The sequence below is a fragment of the Kitasatospora sp. NBC_01300 genome (assembly GCF_041435235.1).
Lineage (GTDB): Bacteria > Actinomycetota > Actinomycetes > Streptomycetales > Streptomycetaceae > Kitasatospora.
Genome location: NZ_CP108408.1, coordinates 4,681,456 through 4,705,599 on the forward strand (window position 1 = coordinate 4,681,456; position 24,144 = coordinate 4,705,599).

A 24,144-nucleotide genomic window follows, 5' to 3' on the forward strand; every position below is an offset into this window, starting at 1 on the left:
CCTGTGCCGTCTGTACGGGAGCCCGTACCGCCAAAACTCCCATTCAGGACCGACCCTCCCGCCGACGACGCGCGGGAGGCGCAGGAGGCACCGTGCTCAGTGCGTTCGCGCGGGCGTTCCAGACGCCCGACCTGCGCAAGAAGCTGCTGTTCACGCTGGGCATCATGGTGCTGTTCCGCCTGGGCTCGCACATTCCGATCCCCGGCGTGAGCTTCACGGCCGTGAACGAGTGTGTGAAGGACACCAAGAACAACGGCCTCTTCGGGCTGGTCAACCTGTTCAGTGGTGGCGCGCTCCTCCAGCTGACGATCTTCGCGCTCGGCATCATGCCGTACATCACCGCGAGCATCATCCTCCAGCTCCTCACGGTCGTGATCCCGCGACTGGAAGCGCTGAAGAAGGAGGGCCAGGCCGGCCAGACGAAGATCACCCAGTACACCCGCTACCTGACCATCGCGCTCGCCGTGCTCCAGGGCACCGGCATCGTGGCGACGGCCTCCAGCGGCGCGCTGTTCTCCGGCTGCCCGGTGGGCAACCAGATCGTCCCGGACACGAGCGTGTTCCGGATCGCCGTCATGGTGATCACGATGACCGCCGGCACCACGGTGATCATGTGGCTGGGCGAGCTGATCACGGACCGCGGCATCGGCAACGGCATGTCGCTGCTGATCTTCACCTCGATCGCCGCGCAGTTCCCGTCCTCGATGTGGGCGATCAAGGGCTCCGGCACGATCGGTGGCGGCTGGGTCGAGTTCCTGTCCGTGGTCGCGGTCGGCATCATCGTTGTGATGCTGGTCATCTTCGTCGAGCAGGCCCAGCGCCGGATCCCGGTGCAGTACGCGAAGCGGATGATCGGCCGGCGGGCGTTCGGCGGCACGTCGACCTACATCCCGCTCAAGGTGAACCAGGCCGGTGTCATCCCGGTCATCTTCGCCTCGTCGCTGCTGTACATCCCGGCCCTGGTGGTCCAGCTGACCGGTAGTCAGTCGGGCTGGGCGGTGTGGATCACCCAGCACTTCGTCAAGGGCGACCACCCGATCTACATGGCGACCTATTTCCTGCTGATCGTCTTCTTCGCCTTCTTCTACGTCGCCATCTCCTTCAACCCCGAAGAAGTTGCCGACAATATGAAGAAGTATGGTGGCTTCATCCCGGGCATCCGGGCCGGCCGACCGACGGCCGAGTACCTGAACTACGTGCTGACCCGAATCACGTGGCCGGGTTCGCTCTACCTGGGCCTGATCGCGTTGATCCCGATGATCGCCCTGGTCGCCTTCGGACAGCAGACCAACTTCCCGTTCGGCGGCACCAGCGTGCTCATCGTCGTCGGCGTCGGACTCGAAACTGTGAAGCAGATCGAGAGCCAGCTCCAGCAGCGCAATTACGAAGGGTTCCTCCGCTGATGCGTATCGTCCTCGTTGGTCCTCCCGGGGCCGGGAAGGGTACTCAGGCGCACCTGCTCGCCAAGACCCTGTCCATTCCCCACATCTCCACCGGCGACCTGTTCCGCGCCAACATCGGTCAGGGCACCCCGCTGGGGCTCGAGGCCAAGAGCTACATGGACGCGGGTCGCCTGGTGCCGGATGAGGTCACCATCGGGATGGCCAAGGACCGCATGCTCCAGGAGGACGCCGCGGGCGGCTTCCTGCTCGACGGCTTCCCCCGCAACCTCGGCCAGGCCAAGGCGCTCGACGAGTTCCTCGCCGAGCAGGGGATCAAGCTGGACGGCGTGCTGGACCTGGAGGTCCCCGAGGACGAGGTGGTCCGCCGGATCGCCGGCCGCCGCCTGTGCCGCAACGACGGGGGCCACGTCTTCCACGTGGACTACAACCCGCCGAAGGCCGAGGGCGTCTGCGACGAGTGCGGCGGCGAGCTGTACCAGCGCTCGGACGACACCGAGGACAAGGTGCGCACCCGGCTGGAGGTCTACCACACGGAGACCGAGCCGATCATCGACTACTACGCCCAGCAGGGCCTGGTGGCGACCATCTCGGCCCTCGGCAAGGTGGACGAGGTCACCCGCCGCGCGATCGAGGCGCTGAAGCAGGACAACTGAGTTTCCCGGCGACGCCGTACGGCCGCGCTCCCCGATCCCGGGCGGCGCGGCCGTACGGCGTCGTACGGTGGTAGGCAGTGGCAAACAGAACGTGGAAGGCGTGACCAGATGGTGGAGATCAAGACCCCCGAGCAGATCGCGAAGATGCGAGCGGCCGGGCTGGTCGTCGCCGAGGCGCTGAAGGCCTGCCGGGAGGCGGTCGCCCCGGGGGTGACCACCCAGGAGCTCAACGACATCGCGGACAAGGTCATCACCGACCACGGTGCGACCTCCAACTTCCGTGCCGACCACGGCGGCCTGTGGTTCCCCGGCGTGATCTGCGCCTCGGTGAACAACGAGGTCGTGCACGGCATCCCCGGTGACCGGGTGCTCCAGGAGGGCGACGTCATCTCGATCGACTGCGGCGCCATCCTGGACGGTTGGCACGGCGACTCGGCGATCACCGTGGCGGTCGGCGAGGTCCGCCCCGAGGTCGAGATGCTGAGCCGGGTGACCGAGGGCTCGATGTGGGCCGGCATCGCCCAGATGAAGAAGAACAACCGCCTGGTCGACGTCTCCAAGGCGATCGAGGGCTTCATCCGCCGCCAGCCGCTGCCCCCCAAGGGCAAGTGGGGCATCACCGAGGGCTACGGCGGCCACGGCATCGGCACCGCGATGCACATGGAGCCGCACGTGCTGAACTACGTCGAGCGCGGCCGCGGCAAGGGCCCGAAGCTGATCCCCGGCACCGTGCTGGCGATCGAGCCGATGGTCTCGCTGGGCACCCCGCACACCGCCGTGCTGGAGGACGACTGGACGGTCGTCACCAACGACGGCACCTGGGCCTCGCACTGGGAGCACTCGGTGGCCGTCACCGAGCAGGGCCCGCTGGTCCTGACGGCCTTCGACGGCGGCAAGGCGGAGCTCGCGAAGCTGGGCATCACCGCTGCCCCGGACCCGCTCGGCTAGTCGCGCGACGGTCGGCCGAGCGGCCAACTGCCGCTGCTGACAAGGGATCAGGGCCCTGGGGGTTTGGACCTCCAGGGCTTTTGTCCTATTTTTATCGGCTGGCAGGGGCTTCAGTAGCGGCTTCAGCAGCTTCGATCGATCGGGAGAGTGCAGTGCTCAAGGGATTCCGCGACTTCATGATGCGCGGCAACGTCGTCGACATGGCGGTCGGTGTCGTCATCGGCGCCGCGTTCACCGGGGTGGTGACCGGCTTCGTGTCGGCCTTCCTCACCCCGCTGGTCGGCGTGGTGGTCGGCGCGGCCGGCGACTTCAGCTCGTACAAGGCGACGGTGGCCGGGGTCACCTTCCCGTACGGCCAGTTCCTCAACGTGCTGATCGCCTTCGTGATGACCGCGGCGGTGCTGTACTTCTGCGTCGTGCTGCCGGTCACCAAGGCGACCGCGCGGTACCTGCCGAAGAAGACGAAGACCCCCAAGCGGCCCTGCCCCGAGTGCCTGACCGAGATCCCCGAGGCCGCCCGCCGCTGCGCGGCCTGCACCGCCCACGTCGAGCCGCTGACCGTCACCGCCGGGTTCTGACCCGTCGGGACCAGCGGGGACGCCACGGTGGCTGCCTTCGGGGGACCTCGTTTTGGCCCACCGGACGCGCTGGCGTAGGATGGACCGTCGGCTCACTCGTAGCGTGCTTCAGCACGCCCTCTTCCCTTCGGGGGCGGGGTGAACCCAGGTTCGCACGAGCGTGCCGCATACGGTAGCCGGTCCCGGAAGGTGGATCTCGCAGTTCATGGCTAAGAAGCAAGGCGCCATTGAGATCGAGGGCACCGTGATCGAGTCTCTTCCGAACGCGATGTTCAGGGTCGAGCTGCAGAACGGTCACAAGGTCCTCGCGCACATCAGTGGCAAGATGCGCATGCACTACATCCGCATCCTGCCGGACGACCGGGTCGTCGTGGAGCTCAGCCCCTACGACCTCACGCGCGGGCGGATCGTCTACCGCTACAAGTAAGAACGTCAGATCTAGACCCGGAGAACCTGAACATGAAGGTCAAGCCGAGCGTCAAGAAGATCTGCGACAAGTGCAAGGTGATCCGCCGCCACGGCCGGGTCATGGTGATCTGCGACAACCTGCGCCACAAGCAGCGCCAGGGCTGATCTCTCCCCAGCATTTCTCGTAGTACTTCGCGCGACGCGAAAACGTCATAAGCGGGCTACCCGATCCGTCTCCACGAAGGGACGGACTGCCACCCCCGGTCAGAGGCCGGGGCTCCATCGTCGAGAGGCGAAGGAGTAGGTAGCACGCAAGACCTCTGAAAAAGCACAGGAGCCTTGAATGGCACGCCTCGCCGGCGTTGATCTCCCCCGTGAGAAGCGGATCGAGATCGCCCTTACCTACGTGTACGGCATCGGCCGTACCCGCGCCCAGCAGACCCTGGCCGAGACCGGTGTCAACCCGGATGTCCGCGTTCGCGACATCACCGAGGAAGACCTCGTGAAGCTGGGCCAGTACATCGACGCCAACTACACGGTCGAGGGTGACCTCCGCCGTGAGGTGGCCGCCGACATCCGCCGCAAGGTCGAGATCGGCTGCTACGAGGGTCTGCGTCACCGCCGCGGCCTGCCGGTCCGCGGTCAGCGCACCCACACCAACGCGCGTACCCGCAAGGGCCCGCGTCGCGCGATCGCCGGCAAGAAGAAGCCGGGCAAGAAGTAGTCCGTCCCGTAACCGGACATCCCTCCGGCCCGCGGGTCAGCGGACCGACCACCTCAGTAGGAGAACAGACTTATGCCCCCCAAGGGTCGTCAGGCTGCCGGCGCGAAGAAGATCCGCCGCAAGGAAAAGAAGAACGTCGCTCACGGCCACGCGCACATCAAGAGCACGTTCAACAACACCATCGTTTCGATCACCGACCCCGCGGGCAACGTGATCTCCTGGGCCTCCGCCGGTCACGTCGGCTTCAAGGGCTCGCGCAAGTCCACCCCGTTCGCCGCGCAGATGGCCGCCGAGGCCGCTGCCCGTCGCGCGCAGGAGCACGGCATGCGCAAGGTTGACGTCTTCGTCAAGGGTCCGGGCTCCGGCCGCGAGACCGCGATCCGCTCGCTCCAGGCCACCGGCCTGGAGGTCGGCTCGATCCAGGACGTCACCCCCACCCCGCACAACGGCTGCCGTCCGCCGAAGCGCCGCCGCGTCTGACGCAGCGCCTTCGGGCTCGCAGTACCTGCTTTGAACCTTCGTACGGGGTCCCACGCGGTGATTCGTCGCTGCTTGCGGGACCCCGTACGCTTGGTCCTGTCGGCATCAAATAGTGGGTGCCGAAGACAACTGGAGGAATACCCCCCATGCTTATCGCTCAGCGCCCCTCGCTGACCGAAGAGGTCGTCGACGAGTTCCGCTCGCGGTTCGTGATCGAGCCGCTGGAGCCGGGCTTCGGCTACACTCTCGGCAACTCCCTGCGCCGCACGCTCCTGTCGTCGATCCCGGGTGCCGCTGTCACCAGCATCCGCGTCGACGGCGTCCTGCACGAGTTCACCACCGTGCCGGGCGTCAAGGAGGACGTGACCGACCTCATCCTCAACATCAAGCAGCTGGTCGTCTCCTCGGAGCACGACGAGCCGGTCGTGATGTACCTGCGCAAGCAGGGCCCGGGTGTCGTCACCGCCGCCGACATCGCCCCGCCGGCGGGTGTCGAGGTGCACAACCCGGAGCTGGTCCTCGCCACGCTGAACGGCAAGGGCAAGCTGGAGATGGAGCTGACCGTCGAGCGCGGTCGCGGCTACGTCTCCGCCGTCCAGAACAAGGCCTCCGGCCAGGAGATCGGCCGCATCCCGGTCGACTCGATCTACAGCCCCGTGCTGAAGGTCACCTACAAGGTCGAGGCCACCCGTGTCGAGCAGCGGACCGACTTCGACAAGCTGATCGTCGACGTCGAGACCAAGCCCGCCATGCGTCCGCGTGACGCCATGGCCTCGGCCGGCAAGACCCTGGTGGAGCTGTTCGGTCTCGCCCGCGAGCTGAACATCGACGCCGAGGGCATCGACATGGGCCCGTCCCCGACGGACGCCGCCCTGGCCGCCGACCTGGCGCTGCCGATCGAGGAGCTGGAGCTCACGGTCCGCTCCTACAACTGCCTCAAGCGCGAGGGCATCCACACCGTGGGTGAGCTCGTCGCCCGCTCCGAGGCCGACCTGCTCGACATCCGCAACTTCGGTGCGAAGTCGATCGACGAGGTCAAGGCGAAGCTGGCCGGCATGGGCCTGGCCCTCAAGGACAGCCCGCCCGGGTTCGACCCGACCGCCGCCGCCGACGCCTTCGGCGCCGACGACCTGGACGACGCGGGTTACGCCGAGACCGAGCAGTACTAAGAGATTTGGCCGCGGGGGCGGTTCCACCGAACCGCCCCCGTCGTCGTGAAAGTCGTCCGGGCAACAGTGCCCGGACGCCCGCTGCGGTACCTGATACGGCCGTAGTCGGAGATTCAAGGAGTCACCATGCCGCGTCCCACCAAGGGTGCCCGCCTCGGCGGCGGCCCGCACCACGAGCCGCTGCTGCTCGCCGGTCTGTGCCGGGAGCTGTTCCAGTACGGCCGCATCACCACGACCGAGGCCAAGGCCCGTCGGATGCGCCCGCTGGCGGAGAAGCTGATCACCAAGGCGAAGAAGGGCGACATCCACAACCGTCGCCTGGTGCGCAAGACGATCACCGACATCGCCGTGCTGCACACCCTCTTCACCGAGATCGCGCCGCGCTACGAGAACCGCCCGGGTGGTTACACCCGTATCACCAAGATCGGTCCCCGTCGTGGCGACAACGCCCCGATGGCCGTGATCGAGCTGGTCGAGGCGCTGACCGTCGCGCAGACCGCCGTCGGCGAGGCCGAGGGCGCCACCAAGCGCGCCGTCAAGGAGGCCGAGGCCAAGGTCGAGGCTCCGGCCGACGCCAAGGCCGACGAGGCCGAGCAGGCCTGACACCGCTAGGTGTGGTCGCGGGCCCGCTCTCCCATCCGTGGGGGAGCGGGCCCGTTCCTTCTGTCTGGAGTGGATTGTGGTCAACGATTGCGCCGAGCAGCCGCCGGTGAAGGACGGCCCGGCCGACGGGCGCGTCCGGGTCCGGCTCGATCTCGCCTACCAGGGCGCCGAGTTCTCCGGCTGGGCCCGCCAGCGCGGCGGCCGCCGGACGGTCCAGGAGGAGATCGAGAGCGCGCTGCAGATCGTCACCCGCAGCCCCGAGCTGTTCCCGCTGACCGTGGCCGGGCGCACCGACGCCGGGGTGCACGCCCGCGGCCAGGTCGCGCACGTCGACCTGCCGGCCGAGCTGTGGGAGGCGCACCGCGAGAAGCTGCTGCGCCGGCTGGCCGGCCGGCTGCCCGGGGACATCCGGATCTACCGGGTCGGCGAGGCGCCGGCCGGGTTCGACGCCCGCTTCTCGGCGATCTGGCGCCGCTACGCCTACCGGGTCGCCGACCACCCCGGCGGGGTCGACCCGCTGCTGCGCGGGCACGTGCTCTGGCACGACCGCCCGCTGGACGTCGACCGGATGAACGAGGCCGCGAAGCTGCTGCTCGGCGAGCACGACTTCGCCGCGTACTGCAAGAAGCGCGAGGGCGCCACCACCATCCGCACCCTGCTGGAACTGCACTGGGACCGCGTCCCGGTGGACTCCTACGCCGCCCAGGAAGGCTCGCTGGCGGTCGCCACCGTCCGCGCCGACGCGTTCTGCCACAACATGGTCCGGGCGCTGGTCGGGGCGATGCTGCTGGTCGGTGACGGGCACCGGCCGGTGGAGTTCCCCGGCGAGGTGCTGGCCGGCGGGGTCCGCAACTCGGCCGTCAACGTGATCCGGCCGTACGGGCTCACTCTCGAGGAAGTCGGCTACCCGGCGGACGACCAGCTCGCCGAGCGCAACCGCCAGGCCAGGCGGCTGCGCACACTGCCCGGTCAGCCGCCCGTCGGGTAATCCGTTTGGGCCGGGCGCGTCGGCTTGGGACAATCGTCCGCATGGGACACGTCGAGATTTCGCACCTTGAGTACTACCTGCCGGACGGGCGGGTGCTGTTCGACGACGCGTCCTTCCGGGTCGGCGAGGGCGCCGCGGTCGCCCTGGTCGGCGCCAACGGGGCCGGCAAGACCACCCTGCTGAGGATGATCGCGGGGGACCTCCAGCCGCACGGCGGCACGGTGACGATCAGCGGCGGGCTCGGCGTGATGCGCCAGTTCGTCGGCACCACCGGCCGCGAGGACGAGCGGGCCACCCCGGGCGCGCTGGCGCCGGACGCCTCCGTCCGCGACCTGCTGGTGTCCGTCGCCCCCGAGCGGATCGCCGTCGCCGCCCGCGCGGTGGACGCCGCCGAGCTGGCGATGATCGCCCAGGACGACGAGAAGACCCAGATGGCCTACGCCCAGGCGCTCTCCGACTGGGCCGACGTCGGCGGGTACGACTACGAGACCGACTGGGACGTCTGCACCATGGCGGCCCTCGGGATGCCCTTCGACAAGGCCCAGTGGCGCGGCCTGAACACCCTCTCGGGCGGCGAGCAGAAGCGGCTCGTCCTGGAGGCGCTGCTGCGCGGCCCCGAAGAGGTGCTGCTGCTCGACGAGCCCGACAACTACCTGGACGTCCCGGGCAAGCGCTGGCTGGAGGAGGCCCTCAAGGCCACCTCCAAGACCGTCCTGTTCATCTCGCACGACCGCGAGCTGCTCTCCGAGGCCGCCGACAAGATCATCGCCGTCGAGCCCGGCGCGGCCGGGAGCAGCGTCTGGGTGCACGGCGGCGGGTTCGACAGCTTCCACGAGGCCCGCAAGGACCGCTTCGCGCGCTTCGAGGAGCTGGGCCGGCGCTGGGACGAGGAACACGCCAAGCTCAAGAAGCTGGTCGTCACCCTGCGTCAGGCGGCCTCCGTCAGCCACGCGCTCGCCACCCGCTACGCCGCCGCCCAGACCCGGCTGAAGAAGTTCGAGGAGGCCGGCCGCCCGGAGGAGCCCCCGCGCGAGCAGAGCATCACCATGCGGCTCAAGGGCGGGCGCACCGGCGTGCGCTCCTTCACCGTGGAGCAGCTGGAGCTCACCGGTCTGATGAAGCCCTTCGACCTGGAGGTCTTCTACGGCGAGCGGGTCGCCGTACTCGGCTCCAACGGCTCCGGCAAGTCGCACTTCCTGCGGCTGCTGGCGGGCGACGAGAGCGTCGCGCACACCGGCACCTGGAAGCTCGGCGCCCGGGTCGTCCCCGGCCACTTCCGGCAGACCCACGCCCACCCGGAGCTGTTCGGCCGGACGGTGCGCTCGATCGTCGAGGAGGAGCACGCGCTCAGCCGCAGCGCCGCGATGGGCGCGCTGCGCCGCTACGAGCTGGACCGCCAGGAGGAGCAGAAGTTCGAGTCGCTGTCCGGCGGGCAGCAGGCCCGGCTGATGATCCTCAAGCTCGAACTCTCCGGCGTGACGGCCCTGTTGCTCGACGAGCCGACCGACAACCTGGACCTGGACAGCGCCGAGGCGTTGCAGGCCGGGCTGGAGGCCTTCGACGGCACCGTGCTGTGCGTCACCCACGACCGCTGGTTCGCCAGGACCTTCGACCGCTACCTGGTGTTCGGCGCCGACGGCCGGGTCTACGAGTCGCCCGAGCCGGTCTGGGACGTCAGCCGGGTGGAGCGCGAACGCTGAGTGACGGCGGGGGTGGGGGAAGCCGATTTTTGACCCCCACCCGTGCGCCCGGTAACCTGGACGCTTGATGTGCGTATTGGCTCGCTCTATCTCACGTGAGAGGTCGGTACGCCGGAGACATCAGGTTCGACGACCAGCGGTCCCCCTTGAATTGCGTCCAAGGTTGACCAGGCTGCTCTTCCGTCCCAGGTGCTCCTGTCAGGACTCACTCACTGAAAAGCGAAGGCTACGACCGTGCGTACGTACAGCCCCAAGCCCGGCGACGTCCAGCGTCAGTGGCACGTCATCGACGCGACCGACGTCGTGCTCGGCCGCCTGGCTTCCCAGGCCGCCAACCTCCTCCGGGGTAAGCACAAGGCGATCTACGCGCCGCACGTTGACACTGGTGACTTCGTCATCATCATCAACGCCGACAAGGTGCACCTGTCCGGTAACAAGAAGACCCAGAAGCTGGCCTACCGCCACTCTGGCTTCCCGGGCGGTCTGCGGTCGGTGCGCTACGACGACCTGCTGGCGAACAACCCGGAGAAGGCCGTCGAGAAGGCCATCAAGGGCATGATCCCCAAGAACAGCCTGGGCCGCCAGATGCTCTCGAAGCTGAAGGTCTACTCGGGCGACCAGCACCCGCACGCTGCCCAGCAGCCGGTGCCGTTCGAGATCACCCAGGTCGCGCAGTAATTCGGCCACCAAGCCCCCCAACACTGAAAAGAGCTGAGGAACACCGTGGCCGAGACCACTGAAACCACCGAGACCCTTGAGGTCGACTTCGACGAGGCCGTTGAGGCTGTCGAGGGCGAGTACACCTCCGAGGGCGAGTACACCTCCGAGTCGCTGGCCGGCCGCTTCGGCGAGGCCATCCCGGGCGCCGGCCTCGGCCGTCGCAAGGAGGCGATCGCCCGCGTGCGCATCGTCCCCGGCACCGGCCAGTGGAAGATCAACGGTCGCACCCTGGAGAACTACTTCCCCAACAAGGTGCACCAGCAGACCGTGAACGAGCCCTTCAAGCTCCTCGAGCTTGACGGCCGTTACGACGTCGTCGCCCGCATCTCCGGTGGCGGCGTCTCCGGCCAGGCCTACGCGCTGCGCCTCGGCGTGGCCCGTGCCCTGAACGAGGCCGACGTGGACAACAACCGCGGCGCGCTGAAGAAGGCCGGCTTCCTGACCCGTGACGCCCGCGCCGTCGAGCGCAAGAAGGCCGGTCTCAAGAAGGCCCGCAAGGCGCCGCAGTACAGCAAGCGCTAATCGCGTCCCTGGGGGGTGCGGTCCGCCCTGGCGGCGCACCCCCTGGTTGCGCGAACCGTCGCCCCGGAGTACCACGTGTACTCCGGGGCGACGTGTTCCCCGGCTATCGTGCGGCGGCCGGGTGCCATCGGTTGGGTTCCGAGCAGTGGTGATGGAGGACGGGACAGTGGGACGACTCTTCGGTACGGACGGCGTGCGCGGGGTGGCCAACGAGGGCCTGACGGCCGAGCTCGCGCTCGGGCTGTCGGTCGCGGCGGCCCATGTGCTCGGCGAGGCCGGCGCCTTCGAGGGCCACCGGCCGGTCGCGGTGGTCGGCCGGGACCCGCGCGCCTCGGGCGAGTTCCTGGAGGCCGCCGTCATCGCCGGCCTGGCGAGCGCCGGCGTCGACGTGCTCCGGGTCGGCGTGCTGCCGACCCCGGCTGTGGCGTATCTCACCGGCGCGCTCGGCGCCGACTTCGGCGTGATGCTCTCCGCCAGCCACAACGCGATGCCCGACAACGGCATCAAGTTCCTCGCCCGCGGCGGCCACAAGCTGGACGACCGCATCGAGGACGCGATCGAGACCCACTACCGCAAGCACTCGCTCGGCAGCGAGGACTGGAACCGCCCGACCGGCGCCGCCGTCGGCCGGGTGCGCGAGTACACCGAGGGCTTCGACAAGTACGTCGCCCACCTGATCGGCGTGCTGCCCAACCGCCTCGACGGCATCAAGGTCGTCATCGACGGCGCCCACGGCGCGGCCGCCTACGTCGCCCCCGAGGCCTTCGCCCGGGCCGGCGCCGAGGTCGTCCACACCCTGGGGGCGGAGCCCACCGGCCTCAACATCAACGACGGCGTCGGCTCCACCCACCTGGACCGGCTGCAGGCCGCCATGACGGAGTACCGCGCCGACCTCGGCATCGCCCTCGACGGCGACGCCGACCGCTGCCTGGCCGCCGACGCGGACGGCAACGAGGTGGACGGCGACCAGATCATCGCCATCCTGGCCGTCGCCATGAAGGACGCCGGCACCCTGCGCCGCAACACCGCGGTGGCCACCGTGATGTCCAACCTCGGCTTCAAGCTGGCGATGGAGCGCGAAGGCGTCGACCTGGTGGAGACCGCCGTCGGCGACCGCTACGTGCTGGAGGCGATGAAGGAGCACGGCTTCGCGCTGGGCGGCGAGCAGTCCGGCCACGTCATCCTGCTCGACCACGCCACCACCGGCGACGGCACCCTGACCGGCCTCATGCTGGGCGCCCGACTGGCCGCCACCAAGCAGCCGCTGGCCGACCTGGCCGCCGTGATGACCCGTCTGCCGCAGCAGCTGATCAACGTCAAGGGCGTCGACAAGAGCCGGGTGAACACCAGCGTCGAGCTGGCCGCCGCCGTCTCCGAGGCCGAGGCCGAACTGGGCTCCACCGGCCGGGTGCTGCTGCGCCCGTCCGGCACCGAGCCGCTGGTCCGGGTCATGGTCGAGGCCGCCGACCCGGTGCAGGCCGAGTCCGTCGCGCAGCGGCTCGCCGAAGCCGTGCGGACGCACCTGGGCTGAACGGGCCCGGTATGACGGAAGGGGCCCCGCCGCCGGCGGGGCCCCTTCCGTCATACCGGCGTCAGAGCTTGCGCAGCAGCGCCCGGCGGACCTTGTGGTCCGCCCCCTTCTGGAGGATCAGGGTGGCCCGGCCGCGGGTCGGCAGCACGTTCTCCAGCAGGTTCGGCTTGTTGATGGTGCGCCAGACCTGCCGGCCGTACTCCATCGCCTCCTCCTCCGGCACCTCGGTGAAGCGGCGGAAGTAGGAGTTCGGGTCCTGGAAGGCCGTCTGCCGGAGCTTGCGGAAGCGGTCCAGGTACCAGTGCTCGATGTCGTCGGTGCGGGCGTCGACGTAGATCGAGAAGTCGAAGTAGTCGGCCACCGCCAGACGGGTGCGCCCGTCGCTGCCGGGCAGGGCCGGCTGGAGCACGTTCAGGCCCTCGACGATCAGGATGTCCGGGCGCTCCACGGTGAGCCGCTCGCCCTGCACGATGTCGTACACCAGGTGCGAGTACACCGGCGCGGTGACCCGCTCCTTGCCCGCCTTCACGTCCGCGACGAAGCGCATCAGCGCCCGGCGGTCGTACGACTCCGGGAAGCCCTTGCGGGCCATCAGGCCGCGGCGGCGCAGCTCGGCGTTGGGCAGCAGGAAGCCGTCCGTGGTCACCAGCTCGACCCGCGGGTGCTCGGGCCAGCGGGCGAGCAGGGCCTGGAGCAGGCGGGCCGTCGTCGACTTGCCGACCGCGACCGAGCCGGCCACCCCGATGATGAACGGGGTGCGGGTGCGCTCGGTGTCCGGCGTGTCCAGGAAGGTGCCCAGCGTGCCGCGCAGCTCGTGCGTGGCGTGGATGTACAGGTTCAGCAGCCGGGACAGCGGCAGGTAGACATCGCGGACCTCGTCCAGGTCGAGGGCGGTACCGAGGCCGCGTAGCCGTTCCACCTCCTCGGCGGTCAGCGGCAGCGGCGTACGCTCGCGCAGTGCGCTCCACTCGGCCCGACTGAGGTCCACGTAGGGGGACGGCGACGGGCCGGGCGTGGCGGCGCCCCGCGTACAGAGTTCGGTCAGCACATGCTCCATTGTGAGCCGTGGCGGCGTTCACCGTGGTTGTGGTGTCGGTCACGCAGTGTTCGCGGGAATCGGGAAAAGGGCCTCAGAACCGCCCTTATGCTGGCACGCATGTGCGGAATTGTTGGATACGTGGGCGCGCAGTCCGCCCTCGACGTAGTAATCGCAGGCCTGCAGCGACTGGAGTACCGGGGCTACGACTCGGCCGGTGTCGCGGTGCAGGCGCAGGACTCCGACGGGCAGTGGAGTCTGGTCACCGACAAGCGGGCCGGCAAGCTCGCCAACCTGGAGAAGTCGCTCGCCGAGACCCCTCTGCCCGGCGGCACCACCGGCATCGGCCACACCCGCTGGGCCACCCACGGCGGCCCGACGGACGCCAACGCCCACCCCCACCTGGACGACCACCTCCGGGTGGCCGTGGTGCACAACGGCATCATCGAGAACTTCGCCCAGCTGCGGGCCGAGATCGCCGAGCGCGGCCACACCCTCCGCTCCGAGACCGACACCGAGGTCGTCGCGCACCTCCTCGGCGAGGCCTACGACGGCGACCTCGCGGAGGCCATGCGAGTGGTCTGCCGCCGCCTCGACGGCGCCTTCACCCTCGTCGCCGTGCACGCCGACGCGCCGGACGTCGTCGTCGGCGCCCGCCGCAACTCGCCGCTGGTGGTCGGGCGCGGCGAGGGCGAGAACTTCCTCGCCTCCGACGTCTCCGCGTTCATCGCGCACACCCGCGAGGCCATCGAGCTGGGTCAGGACCAGGTCGTCGAGCTGCGCCGGGACGCCGTCACGGTGACCAACTTCGACGGCACCCCGGCCGACGTGCGCGAGTACCACGTCGACTGGGACGCCTCGGCCGCCGAGAAGGGCGGCTACGACTACTTCATGCTCAAGGAGATCGCCGAGCAGCCGAAGGCCGTCGCCGACACCCTCCTCGGCCGGATCGGCACCGACGGCCGGCTCATCCTCGACGAGCTGCGGATCTCCGACGCGGACCTGCGTTCGGTCGACAAGGTCGTCATCGTCGCCTGCGGCACCGCCTTCCACGCCGGCATGATCGCCAAGTACGCGATCGAGCACTGGACCCGCATCCCCTGCGAGGTCGAGGTCGCCTCCGAGTTCCGCTACCGCGACCCGATCATGGGCCCGGGCACGCTGGTCATCGCCATCTCCCAGTCCGGCGAGACCATGGACACCCTGATGGCCCTGCGACACGCCCGGGAGCAGGGCGCCAAGGTGCTGGCGATCTGCAACACCAACGGCTCCACCATCCCGCGCGAGTCGGACGCGGTGCTGTACACCCACGCCGGCCCCGAGGTCGCCGTCGCCTCCACCAAGGCGTTCCTGACCCAGCTGGTCGCCTGCTACCTGGTCGCCCTCTACCTGGGCCAGGTGCGCGGCACCAAGTGGGGCGACGAGATCTTCGCCGTCATCAAGGAGCTCGGCGACGCGCCCAAGCAGGTCGAGCAGGTCCTGGAGACCATGGAGCCGGTGCGCGAGCTGGCCCGCTCGCTCGCCGACGCGCGCTCGGTGCTGTTCCTCGGCCGTCACGTCGGCTTCCCGGTGGCCCTGGAGGGCGCGCTCAAGCTCAAGGAGCTGGCGTACATGCACGCCGAGGGCTTCGCGGCGGGCGAGCTCAAGCACGGCCCGATCGCGCTGATCGAGGAGGGGCTGCCGGTCGTCGTGGTCGTCCCCTCGCCGCGCGGGCGGTCGATCCTGCACGACAAGATCGTCTCCAACATCCAGGAGATCCGGGCCCGTGGCGCCCGCACCATCGTGATCGCGGAGGAGGGCGACGAGGCGGTCGTCCCGTACGCGGACCACCTGATCCGCATCCCGGTCACCCCGACCCTGCTCCAGCCGCTGGTCTCCACCGTGCCGCTCCAGGTCTTCGCGTGCGAGCTGGCGACGGCCAAGGGCCACGAGGTCGACCAGCCTCGCAACCTGGCCAAGTCGGTCACCGTCGAGTAGTACGGCGTGGTGCCCCTGCGGTGGCTGTGCCCTACCGCAGGGGCGCCGTGTCGAGCGTGAAGGAGAAGGGGGCGGGCAGGTCGATGCTCCCGCCGAACTCGACCTTGGTGAGAACGGAGTAATCGCCGTTCTCGGGCGAGGTGAAGAGAGTGACCCACTTCTCGCTGCGGTCGACCAGCAGGTAGCACGGGACATCTGCGGCGGCGTAGCCCAGGCGCTTCGGCTCGCGGTCCCTGCGTGGGTCGGTCCCGGTGATTTCGAAGACGAGAAGGACCCCTTCTGCTGAGGACCAGGGCTCGGCGTCCTTGAAATGGCCGACTGGGCTCACTGTGCCGTCGGGAATGAAGCGCCCGTGGGGTGTCGTCAGTCCCTTGTCCCCCGACAGGTCCAGATCGATCGCGGCCTTGTCCGTGAAGTGCCGGCTGAGCAGCGAGAACGCGGCTTCGTGGCCGTCGTCCGGCGGCGGCGTCAGCACGATCTCTTCATCGAGTTCAATGAGTTCGCTCCTGAAACCCTGCGGCGTTTTCAGTTCCAGGAACACCTGAAGAATCTCCACGGGCGGCACGCTATGCGCGTGGACCGCCACCGGTGGGGGATCGAAGTGGTTGTCACTCGAAAGTGTCCCGCAGCTCGGCCTGCCGTGGGGCGGTGACGCGGGCTAGCGTCGGCGGTACGTCGACTGCTGAAGGAGCCCTCGCATGCGTCATGCCCATCGGGTGGAAGTCGTCCGGGCCGCCGAGGCCGCGCTGATGGCGCGGCTGCCGGAGGGGACGCTGATGCAGCGGGCGGCCGCCGGGCTGGCGGCGACCTGTGCCCGGCTGCTGGCGGGGCGTCGGGGGCGGGTGTACGGCAGTCGGGTGGTGGTGCTGGCCGGCAGCGGGGACAACGGGGGTGACGCCCTGTACGCCGGGGCGGCGCTGGCCCGGCGGGGCGCGCGGGTGACGGCGGTGCTGCTCGCGCCGGAGCGCGCGCACGCGGGCGGGCTGGCCGCGCTGCGGGCTTCCGGCGGGCGGGTGGTGCTGGATCAGGAAGTCGGCCTGGCCGACTTCTCGCGCGCCGACCTGGTGCTGGACGGCATCGTCGGCATCGGCGGCCGGGGCGGGCTGCGGGACGGGGCCCGGCCGTACGCGCGGGCCGGGCGGCGCGGGGTCGTGGTGGCCGTGGACCTGCCCAGCGGGGTCGACGCCGACACCGGCGAGGTGCCGGGCGAGGCGCTGCGCGCGGACGTCACGGTCTGCTTCGGCACGTACAAGCCGGGCCTGCTGGTGGACCCGGGCGCCTCCTACGCGGGCGCCGTCCAGCTGGTCGGGATCGGACTGGAGCCGCCCGCGCCGGAGGTGACGGCCCTGCAGCACGCGGATGTGGCGGCGCTGCTGCCGCTGCCGGGCGCCGAGAGCGACAAGTACCGGCGGGGCGTGGTCGGCGTGGCGGCCGGTTCGGCGACGTACCCGGGCGCGGCGCTGCTGGCGGTCGCCGGGGCGCTGCACGGCGGCGCGGGCGCCGTCCGGTACGTCGGCACGGCGGCCGAGGAGGTGGTGCGGCGCTTCCCGGAGGTGCTGGTCACCGAGGGCGGCCCGGCCGGGGCCGGGCGGGTGCAGGCCTGGGTGGTCGGGCCGGGCGGCGGCGAGGGGGCGCGGCAGGCGCTGGCCGAGGCGTTGTCGAGCGACGTCCCGGTCCTGGTGGACGCGGACGGGCTGACCGAGCTGGCCCGGCTCGGCCCGGACGCGCTGGCCGGCCGGACGGCCCCCACCCTGCTCACCCCGCACACCGGCGAGGCCGCCCGGCTGCTCGCGGGCGCCGACGGCACCGCGCCGCCGCCCGCCGACTCGCTGGCCGCCGCCCGGCTGGCCACCGCCCGCCGGCTGGCGGCCGCCTACCGGGCGACGGTCCTGCTCAAGGGCTCCACCACGGTGATCGCCGACCCGGGCGGCGCCGTCCGGGTCAACCCGACCGGTACGTCCTGGCTGGCCACGGCCGGCAGCGGCGACGTCCTGGCGGGCCTGGCGGGCTCCCTGCTGGCGGCCGGCCTGTCGCCGCTGGACGCCGCGTCGGTGGGCGCCTACCTGCACGGCCTGGCCGGCCGCCACGCGGCGGGCGACCCGGGCGCGCCGGTGACGGCGCCGGCGGTGGCGCAGGCGCTGCCCGCGGTGTGGCGGGCCGTGAGGGAGGCGGTGCGGGAGGCGTAGCCGGGGGCGTCGGTCGAGGACGGACGGGCGGTGCGGGAGACGTAGGCCCGGGGCGGGCGGGACGGGCGATGCGGAACCGATCGGTCCTCCGTGGGCGTCCGGAACAGGGTGACGAGCGGTGCGCCGCAGGTCGGCGCGGTGCCGGGGGCCCCGGCACCGGCCGCCGCACGGACGGGCCGTTCGGCGAGGACTCCGGGATGTCTGGGAGACTGACCCTGATGACAACTGCGAACACGACCGGCACGGCCACCCTGACCGACGGCGTAAGGGCCGAGGCGACCATCGATCTGGCCGCCCTGCGCGGCAACCTCGCCGCGCTGCGCGAGCGCGTCGGCAGCTCGGCGGTGATGCTCGCGGTCAAGGCGGACGCCTACGGCCACGGCGCCGTCGAGTGCGCCCGCGAGGCGGTCGCGAACGGGATCGGCTGGCTCGGCTGCGCGACGCCCGAGGAGGCGCTGGCACTGCGGGCCGCGGGCATCCGCCCGGAGCAGGCCCGCGTCCTGTGCTGGCTGTGGACGCCGGGCGGGCCGTGGCGGGAGGCGCTGCGCGCGGGCATCGACATCTCGGTGAGCGGCCAGTGGGCGCTGGACGAGCTGCTGCCGGCCGTCCGGGAGACCGGCATCCCGGCCCGGGTGCACCTGAAGGCGGACACCGGTCTGGGCCGCAACGGCTGCCAGCCGCACGACTGGCCGCACCTGGTGGCCGCCGCCCGCCGCGCCGAGGCGGAGGGGCTGCTGACCGTGGTCGGCGTCTGGTCGCACTTCGCCGCCGCCGACGAGCCGGGCCACCCGTCGATCCAGGCCCAGCTGGACTCCTTCCACGTGGCGCTGGCCCGGGCCGAGGCCGCCGGGCTGCGCCCGGAGGTGCGGCACCTGGCGAACTCGCCGGCCACCCTGCTGCTCCCGCAGTCGCACTTCGACCTGGTCCGCACCGGCCTGGCCGCGTACGGGCTGTCGCCGGTGCCGGAGGTCGGGTCGCCGGCCGACTTCGGGCTGCGCCCGGTGATGGCGCTGACCGCGCGGCTGGCACTGGTCAAGCACGTTCCGGGCGGGCACGGGGTCAGCTACGGCCACCACTACGTGACGCCGGGCCCGACCACGCTGGGCCTGGTCCCGGTCGGCTACGGCGACGGCATCCCGCGGCACGCCAGCGGCACCGGCCCGGTGCAGATCGGCGGCAAGTGGCGCACGATCGCCGGCCGGGTGGCGATGGACCAGTTCGTCGTGGACCTGGGCGGGGACACCCCCGCGATCGGCGACGAGGTGCTGCTGTTCGGCAACGGCGAGCAGGGCGAGCCGACCGCCGAGGACTGGGGCCGGGCCTGCGGCACCATCTCGTACGAGATCGTGACCCGGATCGGCGCCCGGGTCCCGCGCCGCTACCTTGGCGGCAGCCGCACCGAGGGCGCGGGCGCATGACGGAGGGACCGGCCGAGAGCGGCCCGGTCGCGGCGGTGGCCAAGGCGGCCGGCGCGGCCTCCGGGGTGAGCCGGGCCGGTGTGATCGGGATCTCGGTCGGCGTGCTGGCGGCCGGGGCGGCCGCCGGGGTGGCGATAGAGCGGCTGACCGTCGGTCGGGCGACCCGCCGCAGGGCCCGGGCCGAGCTGGACGCCGAGGCCCCGTACGGCTCGCTGCGCGGGCGCCCGCGGACGGTGGCCGCGCCGGACGGCACCGAGCTGTACGTCGAGCTGGACGGCACCGGCCCCGAGCCGGACGGCGAAACCTCCGGCCCCGAGCCGCTGACCGTGGTGTTCTGCCACGGCTACTGCCTCAACCAGGACAGCTGGCACTTCCAGCGGGCCGCGCTGCGCGAGGGACTGCGGCTGGTCTTCTGGGACCAGCGCAGCCACGGCCGCTCCGAGCGCTCCCGCTCCTACCTGGCCGGCGAGCCGGCCAGCATCGACCAGCTGGGCGGCGACCTCAAGGCGGTGATCGACGCCGTCGCGCCGACCGGGCCGCTGGTGCTGGTGGGCCACTCGATGGGCGGCATGACGGTGATGGCGCTGGCCGACCAGTACCCGGAGCTGTTCCGGGAGAGGGTCGCCGGGGTGGCGCTGATCGGCACGCTGGCGGGGGACTGGAACGAGGTCAGCCTCGGGCTGCCGTCGGCCGGCGCGAAGCTGTTCAAGAAGGTCGCGCCCGGGATGATGCGGCTGCTGGGCCGACAGGTCGAGCTGGTGGAGGCGAGCCGGCGGCTGGGCGCGGACGTCGCCGCCGTCTTCTACCGGAGGTTCTCCTTCGGCGGGCGGGACGTCGACCCGGGCGTGGTGCGGTTCGCCGAGCAGCTGCTGGACGCCACCCCGATCGACGTGGTCGCCGAGTTCTACCCGGTGTTCGGCACGCACGAGAAGTACGGGGCGCTCGCCGCGCTGAGGGGCCTGCCGGCGCTGGTGCTGGCCGGTACGAAGGACCTGCTGACGCCGTCGGCGCACAGCGAGGCGATGGCCGAGCGGCTGCCCGGCGCGGAGCTGGTGCTGGTGGAGGGCGCCGGGCACCTGGTGATGCTGGAGCGTCCGGAGCTGGTCGACCACGAGCTGGTGGCGCTGCTGCGCCGGGCCGCCGACTTCGCCGCCGCCGGGCCGCCCCCGGCGGTCCTGGACGGCCCCTGACCCCTTCCGGCGCACGCCGGGCCGGCGATGTGGCACGGTAGCGGTGGCGGCCGGCGGTCGGCACGCCGGTACGGACCGAAGGGCAAGACACGCGCATGGGCTCGCACGCCACTCTCACCGTCCCCACCCCGGAGCGGATGGGCCGGCTCGGCCGGGAGCTGGCCGCGCTGCTGCGGCCCGGGGACCTGGTGCTGCTCTCCGGCGAACTGGGAGCGGGGAAGACCACGCTGACCAGGGGCCTGGGGGAGGGGCTGGGGGTCCGTGGGGCGGTGACCTCGCCGACCTTCGTGATCGCCCGGGTGCATCCGTCGCTGGTCGGCGGCCCGGCGCTGGTGCACGTGGACGCGTACCGGCTCGGCGGGGACCTGGACGAGATGGAGGACCTCGACCTGGACGTCTCGCTGCCGGAGTCGGTGGTCGTGGTCGAGTGGGGCGAGGGCAAGGTCGAGCGGCTGTCCGAGGACCGGCTGGAGGTGCGGATCGAGCGCGCCCTCGGCGACACCGCCGACGAGGGCGACCTGGACCCGCGCCGGGTGGTGCTGACCGGCCTCGGTCCGCGCTGGACGGGCGTCGCGCTGGAGGCGCTCGGCTGAGGCCCGAACCCGGGTGTGCGCCGTTTTGCCGACAGGCTGTCGGGAAGTGTTGCGGGCGTGGTGCCCGGCGTGGTGGGATGGGTGCTGCGGTTAGGTCTGCCTAACTAGGGAGGCGCCATGTCGAGCACCACCCCCGCCCCGAAGCGCGCCGGGCACGGCGCCGGGGCCGGAGAGTCCGCCCGCCGCGTCCAGGGGGCGCCGATGCGGGCGCTGCTGGCCGCCTGTGCGGCCGCCGAGGCGGTGTCCACCCCGCCCGAGCCGGAGCCCCGGCGGGCCGAGGAACCGGAGACGGGCACACCCCGCGCGGCCTGACACGCGCCCGGGCCGGGCTCAAGCGACCACGACCACCTTGGTGCCGTTCGGCGCGAAGTCCCAGAGCAGCTGGCCGTCCGGGCGGCCGCTGCGGATGCCGCCGGTCTTGGCGTTCGGCTCGGCGGTCGGGGTCGCGCCGTCCACGGCGGCGCTGAAGCCGAACACCACGCCGTTCTGCTGCGCGAAGCGCACCACGTGCTCGATCTGCTTGCCGTCCGTCCCGGTGGTCGTCGGGGTGCGGCTGTAGACCGAGTAGCTGCCCGGAGCCGGCTCGACCGAGCCAGGGGTGACCGGGAAACCGGGTGTGACCTGCGGGTTCTTCTTCGGGTCGACCAGCCAGACGTAGTGGCTGCTGATCGAGTAGACCACCCGGGTGCCGCTGCCCGAGACGGTCGGCAGCGGCGGGGCCGTCGGGGTGGCCGAGGCGCTCGGCGTCGCGGAGGCGGCCGGCCCGCTGGACGTCGCGGTGCTGGCGGTCGGCTTGGCGCCGGCCGCCCGGTCCTGGGCGCCGTTGGCCTGGAAGGCCAGCAGGCTCACCACCGCCAGGGCCCCCAGGGTCAGCCCCGTGACCACCACACCAGGACCCATCTTCGCCACGTGCCGCTCCCGCCGCCGTCCCTTTACGTACCGCCCCATCGTGCCAGGTCCGTCCAGCCGGGGCGCGGCGCCCCGGATGTGTGTTCCCGGGTGGCACACCCGGTCGATCAGCCGGTCGGACCAACGTCGGTCTAACCTTGACCCGTGCTGCTGCTCGCGTTCGACACCGCTACCCCCGCCGTCACCGCCGCCGTCCACGACGGCACGGCCGTCCTCGCCGAGACCCACCAGGTCGACGCCCGGCGCCACGGCGAACTGCTCCTGCCCGCGATCGACCAGGTCCTGCGGGCGGCCGGCGTCGACAAGCACCGGCTCACCGGCATCGCGGTGGGCGTCGGTCCGGGCCCGTACACCGGCCTGCGGGTCGGCCTGGTGACCGCCGCCGCGCTCGGCCACGCCCTCGGGCTGCCGGTGCACGGCGTCTGCACCCTGGACGCGATCGCCCACCAGGCCCGCGCCGAGGGCCTGGCCGGGCAGCCGTTCACGGTGGCCACGGACGCGCGCCGCAAGGAGGTCTACTGGGCCTCCTACGACGCCGACGGCCGCCGCACCGAGGGCCCCGGCGTGGACCGCCCCGCCGAGCTGGCCCCGCGCCCGCGGTCGGTCGGCGCCGGCGCGCTGCTCTACCCCGAGACCTTCCCCGGCGCGCACGGCCCCGAGCACGTGTCGGCCGGCGCCCTGGCCGGCTTCGCCGCCGCCGAGCTGAAGGCCGGCCGGGAGCTGCTGCCGAACGTCCCGCTGTACCTGCGCCGTCCGGACGCCCAGGTGCCGGCCGGCTACAAGGCGGTGCTCCCGGCGTGAAACACGGCACCACCCTGCGCCCGATGCGCTGGTGGGACATCGCGCCGGTGATGGAGCTGGAGCTGCGACTCTTCCCCGAGGACGCCTGGTCCACCGGGATGTACTGGTCCGAGCTGGCCGAGACCCACCCCGGCGGCACCCGCCACTACACCGTCGCCACCAACGCGGACGGCGCCGTCGTCGGCTACGCCGGACTGATGGCGATCGCCGGCGAGGGCGACGTCCAGACCATCGCCGTCGACCAGCGCCACCAGGGCGCCGGCCTCGGCGCGGCGCTGCTCACCGACCTGATCCGGGAGGCCGCCCGCCGCGGCTGCGCCGAACTGCTGCTGGAGGTGCGGGTGGACAACCCGCGCGCCCAGCAGCTGTACGAGCGCTTCGGCTTCCGACCGGTGGGCATCCGGCGCGGCTACTACCAGCCCGCCAACGTCGACGCGCTGGTGATGCGCCTCGACCACCCCAGCACTGACCCGAAGGACCTTAAGGACACCCGCCATGGCTGACGAACCGCTCGTCCTCGGCATCGAGACCTCCTGCGACGAGACCGGCGTCGGCATCGTGCGCGGCACCACGCTGCTGGCCGACGCGGTCGCCTCCAGCGTCAACGACCACGCCCGCTTCGGCGGCGTCGTCCCGGAGATCGCCAGCCGCGCCCACCTGGAGGCGATGGTCCCGACCATCCAGCGCGCCCTGGACACCGCCGGCGTCAAGGCGAGCGACCTGGACGGCATCGCGGTCACCGCGGGCCCCGGCCTGGCCGGCGCGCTGCTGGTCGGTGTCAGCGCCGCCAAGGCGTACGCCTGGGCGCTGGACAAGCCGCTGTACGGGGTCAACCACCTCGCCTCGCACATCTGCGTCGACCAGCTGGAGCACGGCCGGCTGCCGTCGCCGACGATGGCGCTGCTGGTCTCCGGCGGGCACTCCTCGCTGCTGCTCAGCGAGGACATCACCAGCGACGTCCGCCCGCTCGGCGCGACCATCGACGACGCGGCCGGCGAGGCCTTCGACAAGGTCGCCCGGGTGCTCGGCCTGGGCTTCCCCGGCGGCCCGGTGGTCGACCGCACCGCCCGCGAGGGCGACCCCAAGGCGATCGCCTTCCCGCGCGGCCTGAGCGGCCGCAACGACCCCGCGTACGACTTCTCCTTCTCCGGCCTGAAGACCGCCGTCGCCCGCTGGGTGGAGGCCAAGCGCCGGGCCGGCGAGGAGGTGCCGATCGCCGACGTGGCGGCGTCCTTCCAGGAGGCCGTCACCGACGTGCTCACCCGCAAGGCCGTCAAGGCGTGCCGGGACAACGGCGTCGACCACCTGATGATCGGCGGCGGGGTGGCCGCCAACTCGCGGCTGCGCGAGATGGCCCAGCAGCGCTGCGACCGGGCCGGCATCCGGCTGCGGGTGCCCCGGCCGGGCCTGTGCACCGACAACGGCGCGATGGTGGCCGCGCTGGGCTCCGAGATGGTGTGGCGCGACCGCACGCCGTCCGCGCTCGACCTGTCCGCCGACTCCTCGCTGCCGGTGACCGAGGCGCACGTGCCGGGCGCGGACGTCCGGCACGGCGACGTCCACGGCCAGGCGTACCAGGCCCTCACCGGCGGCGCCGAGTGACCGTC

The 24,144-nt window shown here is 71.6% G+C and carries 27 protein-coding genes; 24 read left to right on the forward strand and 3 right to left on the reverse strand.

The window, feature by feature from the left end; translation table 11 throughout:
• Positions 1–92: 92 nt before the first annotated feature.
• The 15 genes from secY (at position 93) to glmM (ending at position 12,427) form a co-directional block, all read left to right on the forward strand.
• Positions 93–1,403, forward strand: a complete 1,311-nt coding sequence (gene secY, locus OG556_RS20880) for a preprotein translocase subunit SecY (RefSeq protein ID WP_350877114.1) — start codon at positions 93–95, stop codon at positions 1,401–1,403.
• Complete coding sequence (locus OG556_RS20885) at positions 1,403–2,056, forward strand: adenylate kinase (protein WP_350877116.1); 654 nt, start codon at positions 1,403–1,405, stop codon at positions 2,054–2,056. The genes secY and OG556_RS20885 overlap by 1 nt, the downstream gene beginning before the upstream one ends.
• 108 nt (positions 2,057–2,164) lie before the next feature.
• A complete protein-coding gene (gene map / locus OG556_RS20890; RefSeq protein ID WP_363580117.1) occupies positions 2,165–3,004 on the forward strand; it encodes a type I methionyl aminopeptidase in 840 nt (279 codons plus the stop codon).
• A gap of 152 nt (positions 3,005–3,156) precedes the next feature.
• Positions 3,157–3,582 carry a large conductance mechanosensitive channel protein MscL gene (mscL, locus tag OG556_RS20895; protein ID WP_371518423.1) on the forward strand — a complete coding sequence of 142 codons (426 nt, stop codon included), beginning with the start codon at positions 3,157–3,159 and terminating at the stop codon, positions 3,580–3,582.
• A 205-nt stretch (positions 3,583–3,787) separates the two neighbouring features.
• Positions 3,788–4,009: a translation initiation factor IF-1 gene (gene infA, locus OG556_RS20900; RefSeq protein WP_014047798.1), complete on the forward strand. Its 222-nt coding sequence runs from the start codon at positions 3,788–3,790 to the stop codon at positions 4,007–4,009.
• Between the two features lie 32 nt (positions 4,010–4,041).
• The gene (rpmJ, locus tag OG556_RS20905) at positions 4,042–4,155 is read left to right on the forward strand and encodes a 50S ribosomal protein L36 (protein WP_003956441.1); all 114 of its coding nucleotides are present in this window, start codon (positions 4,042–4,044) and stop codon (positions 4,153–4,155) included.
• 178 nt (positions 4,156–4,333) lie between these two features.
• Positions 4,334–4,714 (forward strand): 30S ribosomal protein S13, encoded by a 381-nt coding sequence (rpsM, locus tag OG556_RS20910; RefSeq protein WP_148644398.1) that lies wholly within the window; start codon positions 4,334–4,336, stop codon positions 4,712–4,714.
• 72 nt (positions 4,715–4,786) lie between these two features.
• Complete coding sequence (gene rpsK, locus OG556_RS20915) at positions 4,787–5,194, forward strand: 30S ribosomal protein S11 (RefSeq protein ID WP_030232513.1); 408 nt, start codon at positions 4,787–4,789, stop codon at positions 5,192–5,194.
• Between the two features lie 146 nt (positions 5,195–5,340).
• On the forward strand, positions 5,341–6,363 hold the full coding sequence (locus OG556_RS20920) for a DNA-directed RNA polymerase subunit alpha (protein ID WP_030232516.1): 1,023 nt from the start codon (positions 5,341–5,343) through the stop codon (positions 6,361–6,363).
• Positions 6,364–6,489: 126 nt separating this feature from the next.
• Entirely contained in the window at positions 6,490–6,966 is a 477-nt protein-coding gene (gene rplQ / locus OG556_RS20925) for a 50S ribosomal protein L17 (protein ID WP_371518425.1), read from the forward strand.
• A 76-nt stretch (positions 6,967–7,042) separates the two neighbouring features.
• A complete protein-coding gene (gene truA / locus OG556_RS20930) occupies positions 7,043–7,954 on the forward strand; it encodes a tRNA pseudouridine(38-40) synthase TruA (protein ID WP_371518426.1) in 912 nt (303 codons plus the stop codon).
• Between the two features lie 41 nt (positions 7,955–7,995).
• Positions 7,996–9,654, forward strand: coding sequence for an ABC-F family ATP-binding cassette domain-containing protein (locus tag OG556_RS20935; RefSeq protein ID WP_371518428.1), 1,659 nt, complete (start codon positions 7,996–7,998; stop codon positions 9,652–9,654).
• Positions 9,655–9,888: 234 nt separating this feature from the next.
• Entirely contained in the window at positions 9,889–10,332 is a 444-nt protein-coding gene (gene rplM / locus OG556_RS20940) for a 50S ribosomal protein L13 (RefSeq protein WP_030055846.1), read from the forward strand.
• Positions 10,333–10,365: 33 nt separating this feature from the next.
• Positions 10,366–10,896: a 30S ribosomal protein S9 gene (gene rpsI / locus OG556_RS20945; RefSeq protein WP_107452914.1), complete on the forward strand. Its 531-nt coding sequence runs from the start codon at positions 10,366–10,368 to the stop codon at positions 10,894–10,896.
• A 166-nt stretch (positions 10,897–11,062) separates the two neighbouring features.
• The gene (gene glmM, locus OG556_RS20950; protein WP_371518430.1) at positions 11,063–12,427 is read left to right on the forward strand and encodes a phosphoglucosamine mutase; all 1,365 of its coding nucleotides are present in this window, start codon (positions 11,063–11,065) and stop codon (positions 12,425–12,427) included.
• Between the two features lie 61 nt (positions 12,428–12,488).
• Here the strand turns inward: glmM and coaA are convergent, their stop codons facing one another.
• On the reverse strand, positions 12,489–13,484 hold the full coding sequence (gene coaA, locus OG556_RS20955) for a type I pantothenate kinase (RefSeq protein WP_063348983.1): 996 nt from the start codon (positions 13,482–13,484) through the stop codon (positions 12,489–12,491).
• 99 nt (positions 13,485–13,583) lie between these two features.
• On the opposite strand from coaA, the gene glmS reads away from it, so the two are divergent.
• Positions 13,584–15,440 (forward strand): glutamine--fructose-6-phosphate transaminase (isomerizing), encoded by a 1,857-nt coding sequence (gene glmS, locus OG556_RS20960; RefSeq protein ID WP_371518432.1) that lies wholly within the window; start codon positions 13,584–13,586, stop codon positions 15,438–15,440.
• 31 nt (positions 15,441–15,471) lie between these two features.
• On the opposite strand, the gene OG556_RS20965 is transcribed toward glmS, so the two are convergent.
• On the reverse strand, positions 15,472–15,996 hold the full coding sequence (locus tag OG556_RS20965) for a Uma2 family endonuclease (protein WP_371518433.1): 525 nt from the start codon (positions 15,994–15,996) through the stop codon (positions 15,472–15,474).
• A gap of 142 nt (positions 15,997–16,138) precedes the next feature.
• Between OG556_RS20965 and OG556_RS20970 the strand changes: the two genes are divergently transcribed.
• From OG556_RS20970 to OG556_RS20990, 5 genes are all read left to right on the forward strand, one after another.
• Positions 16,139–17,626 (forward strand): NAD(P)H-hydrate dehydratase, encoded by a 1,488-nt coding sequence (locus OG556_RS20970; RefSeq protein ID WP_371518434.1) that lies wholly within the window; start codon positions 16,139–16,141, stop codon positions 17,624–17,626.
• A 218-nt stretch (positions 17,627–17,844) separates the two neighbouring features.
• The gene (gene alr, locus OG556_RS20975) at positions 17,845–19,044 is read left to right on the forward strand and encodes an alanine racemase (RefSeq protein ID WP_371518436.1); all 1,200 of its coding nucleotides are present in this window, start codon (positions 17,845–17,847) and stop codon (positions 19,042–19,044) included.
• Positions 19,041–20,234: an alpha/beta fold hydrolase gene (locus OG556_RS20980; protein WP_371518438.1), complete on the forward strand. Its 1,194-nt coding sequence runs from the start codon at positions 19,041–19,043 to the stop codon at positions 20,232–20,234. Before alr ends, OG556_RS20980 begins: the two co-directional genes overlap by 4 nt.
• Positions 20,235–20,329: 95 nt before the next feature.
• Positions 20,330–20,827 (forward strand): tRNA (adenosine(37)-N6)-threonylcarbamoyltransferase complex ATPase subunit type 1 TsaE, encoded by a 498-nt coding sequence (gene tsaE / locus OG556_RS20985; protein WP_371518439.1) that lies wholly within the window; start codon positions 20,330–20,332, stop codon positions 20,825–20,827.
• Positions 20,828–20,944: 117 nt separating this feature from the next.
• Positions 20,945–21,139, forward strand: coding sequence for a hypothetical protein (locus OG556_RS20990; protein WP_063348989.1), 195 nt, complete (start codon positions 20,945–20,947; stop codon positions 21,137–21,139).
• Positions 21,140–21,157: 18 nt separating this feature from the next.
• Here the strand turns inward: OG556_RS20990 and OG556_RS20995 are convergent, their stop codons facing one another.
• On the reverse strand, positions 21,158–21,727 hold the full coding sequence (locus tag OG556_RS20995; protein WP_371522784.1) for a hypothetical protein: 570 nt from the start codon (positions 21,725–21,727) through the stop codon (positions 21,158–21,160).
• Between the two features lie 153 nt (positions 21,728–21,880).
• Here OG556_RS20995 and tsaB point away from each other — a divergent pair, with 153 nt between their 5' ends.
• The 3 genes from tsaB to tsaD are packed head-to-tail and all read left to right on the forward strand — an operon-like array spanning position 21,881 to position 24,139.
• Positions 21,881–22,537, forward strand: a complete 657-nt coding sequence (gene tsaB, locus OG556_RS21000) for a tRNA (adenosine(37)-N6)-threonylcarbamoyltransferase complex dimerization subunit type 1 TsaB (RefSeq protein ID WP_371518440.1) — start codon at positions 21,881–21,883, stop codon at positions 22,535–22,537.
• A 23-nt stretch (positions 22,538–22,560) separates the two neighbouring features.
• The gene (rimI, locus tag OG556_RS21005) at positions 22,561–23,040 is read left to right on the forward strand and encodes a ribosomal protein S18-alanine N-acetyltransferase (protein WP_371522786.1); all 480 of its coding nucleotides are present in this window, start codon (positions 22,561–22,563) and stop codon (positions 23,038–23,040) included.
• Positions 23,033–24,139, forward strand: a complete 1,107-nt coding sequence (gene tsaD / locus OG556_RS21010) for a tRNA (adenosine(37)-N6)-threonylcarbamoyltransferase complex transferase subunit TsaD (RefSeq protein WP_371518441.1) — start codon at positions 23,033–23,035, stop codon at positions 24,137–24,139. The genes rimI and tsaD overlap by 8 nt, the downstream gene beginning before the upstream one ends.
• The last annotated feature ends 5 nt before the right edge of the window (positions 24,140–24,144 follow it).

Excerpts from the sequence above, each read along its gene's own strand:
- map (WP_363580117.1), top strand. The coding sequence starts at position 2,165 with ATGGTGGAGATCAAGACCCCCGAGCAGATCGCGAAGATGCGAGCGGCC.
- rplQ (WP_371518425.1), top strand. The coding sequence starts at position 6,490 with ATGCCGCGTCCCACCAAGGGTGCCCGCCTCGGCGGCGGCCCGCACCAC.
- coaA (WP_063348983.1), bottom strand. The coding sequence starts at position 13,484 with ATGGAGCATGTGCTGACCGAACTCTGTACGCGGGGCGCCGCCACGCCC.
- OG556_RS20920 (WP_030232516.1), top strand. The coding sequence starts at position 5,341 with ATGCTTATCGCTCAGCGCCCCTCGCTGACCGAAGAGGTCGTCGACGAG.
- OG556_RS20970 (WP_371518434.1), top strand. The coding sequence starts at position 16,139 with ATGCGTCATGCCCATCGGGTGGAAGTCGTCCGGGCCGCCGAGGCCGCG.
- rpsK (WP_030232513.1), top strand. The coding sequence starts at position 4,787 with ATGCCCCCCAAGGGTCGTCAGGCTGCCGGCGCGAAGAAGATCCGCCGC.
- rimI (WP_371522786.1), top strand. The coding sequence starts at position 22,561 with ATGCGCTGGTGGGACATCGCGCCGGTGATGGAGCTGGAGCTGCGACTC.
- rpmJ (WP_003956441.1), top strand. The coding sequence starts at position 4,042 with ATGAAGGTCAAGCCGAGCGTCAAGAAGATCTGCGACAAGTGCAAGGTG.
- rpsM (WP_148644398.1), top strand. The coding sequence starts at position 4,334 with ATGGCACGCCTCGCCGGCGTTGATCTCCCCCGTGAGAAGCGGATCGAG.
- glmS (WP_371518432.1), top strand. The coding sequence starts at position 13,584 with ATGTGCGGAATTGTTGGATACGTGGGCGCGCAGTCCGCCCTCGACGTA.
- infA (WP_014047798.1), top strand. The coding sequence starts at position 3,788 with ATGGCTAAGAAGCAAGGCGCCATTGAGATCGAGGGCACCGTGATCGAG.
- OG556_RS20990 (WP_063348989.1), top strand. The coding sequence starts at position 20,945 with ATGTCGAGCACCACCCCCGCCCCGAAGCGCGCCGGGCACGGCGCCGGG.
- tsaD (WP_371518441.1), top strand. The coding sequence starts at position 23,033 with ATGGCTGACGAACCGCTCGTCCTCGGCATCGAGACCTCCTGCGACGAG.
- OG556_RS20885 (WP_350877116.1), top strand. The coding sequence starts at position 1,403 with ATGCGTATCGTCCTCGTTGGTCCTCCCGGGGCCGGGAAGGGTACTCAG.
- OG556_RS20935 (WP_371518428.1), top strand. The coding sequence starts at position 7,996 with ATGGGACACGTCGAGATTTCGCACCTTGAGTACTACCTGCCGGACGGG.
- tsaE (WP_371518439.1), top strand. The coding sequence starts at position 20,330 with ATGGGCTCGCACGCCACTCTCACCGTCCCCACCCCGGAGCGGATGGGC.
- OG556_RS20995 (WP_371522784.1), bottom strand. The coding sequence starts at position 21,727 with ATGGGTCCTGGTGTGGTGGTCACGGGGCTGACCCTGGGGGCCCTGGCG.
- alr (WP_371518436.1), top strand. The coding sequence starts at position 17,845 with ATGACAACTGCGAACACGACCGGCACGGCCACCCTGACCGACGGCGTA.
- OG556_RS20980 (WP_371518438.1), top strand. The coding sequence starts at position 19,041 with ATGACGGAGGGACCGGCCGAGAGCGGCCCGGTCGCGGCGGTGGCCAAG.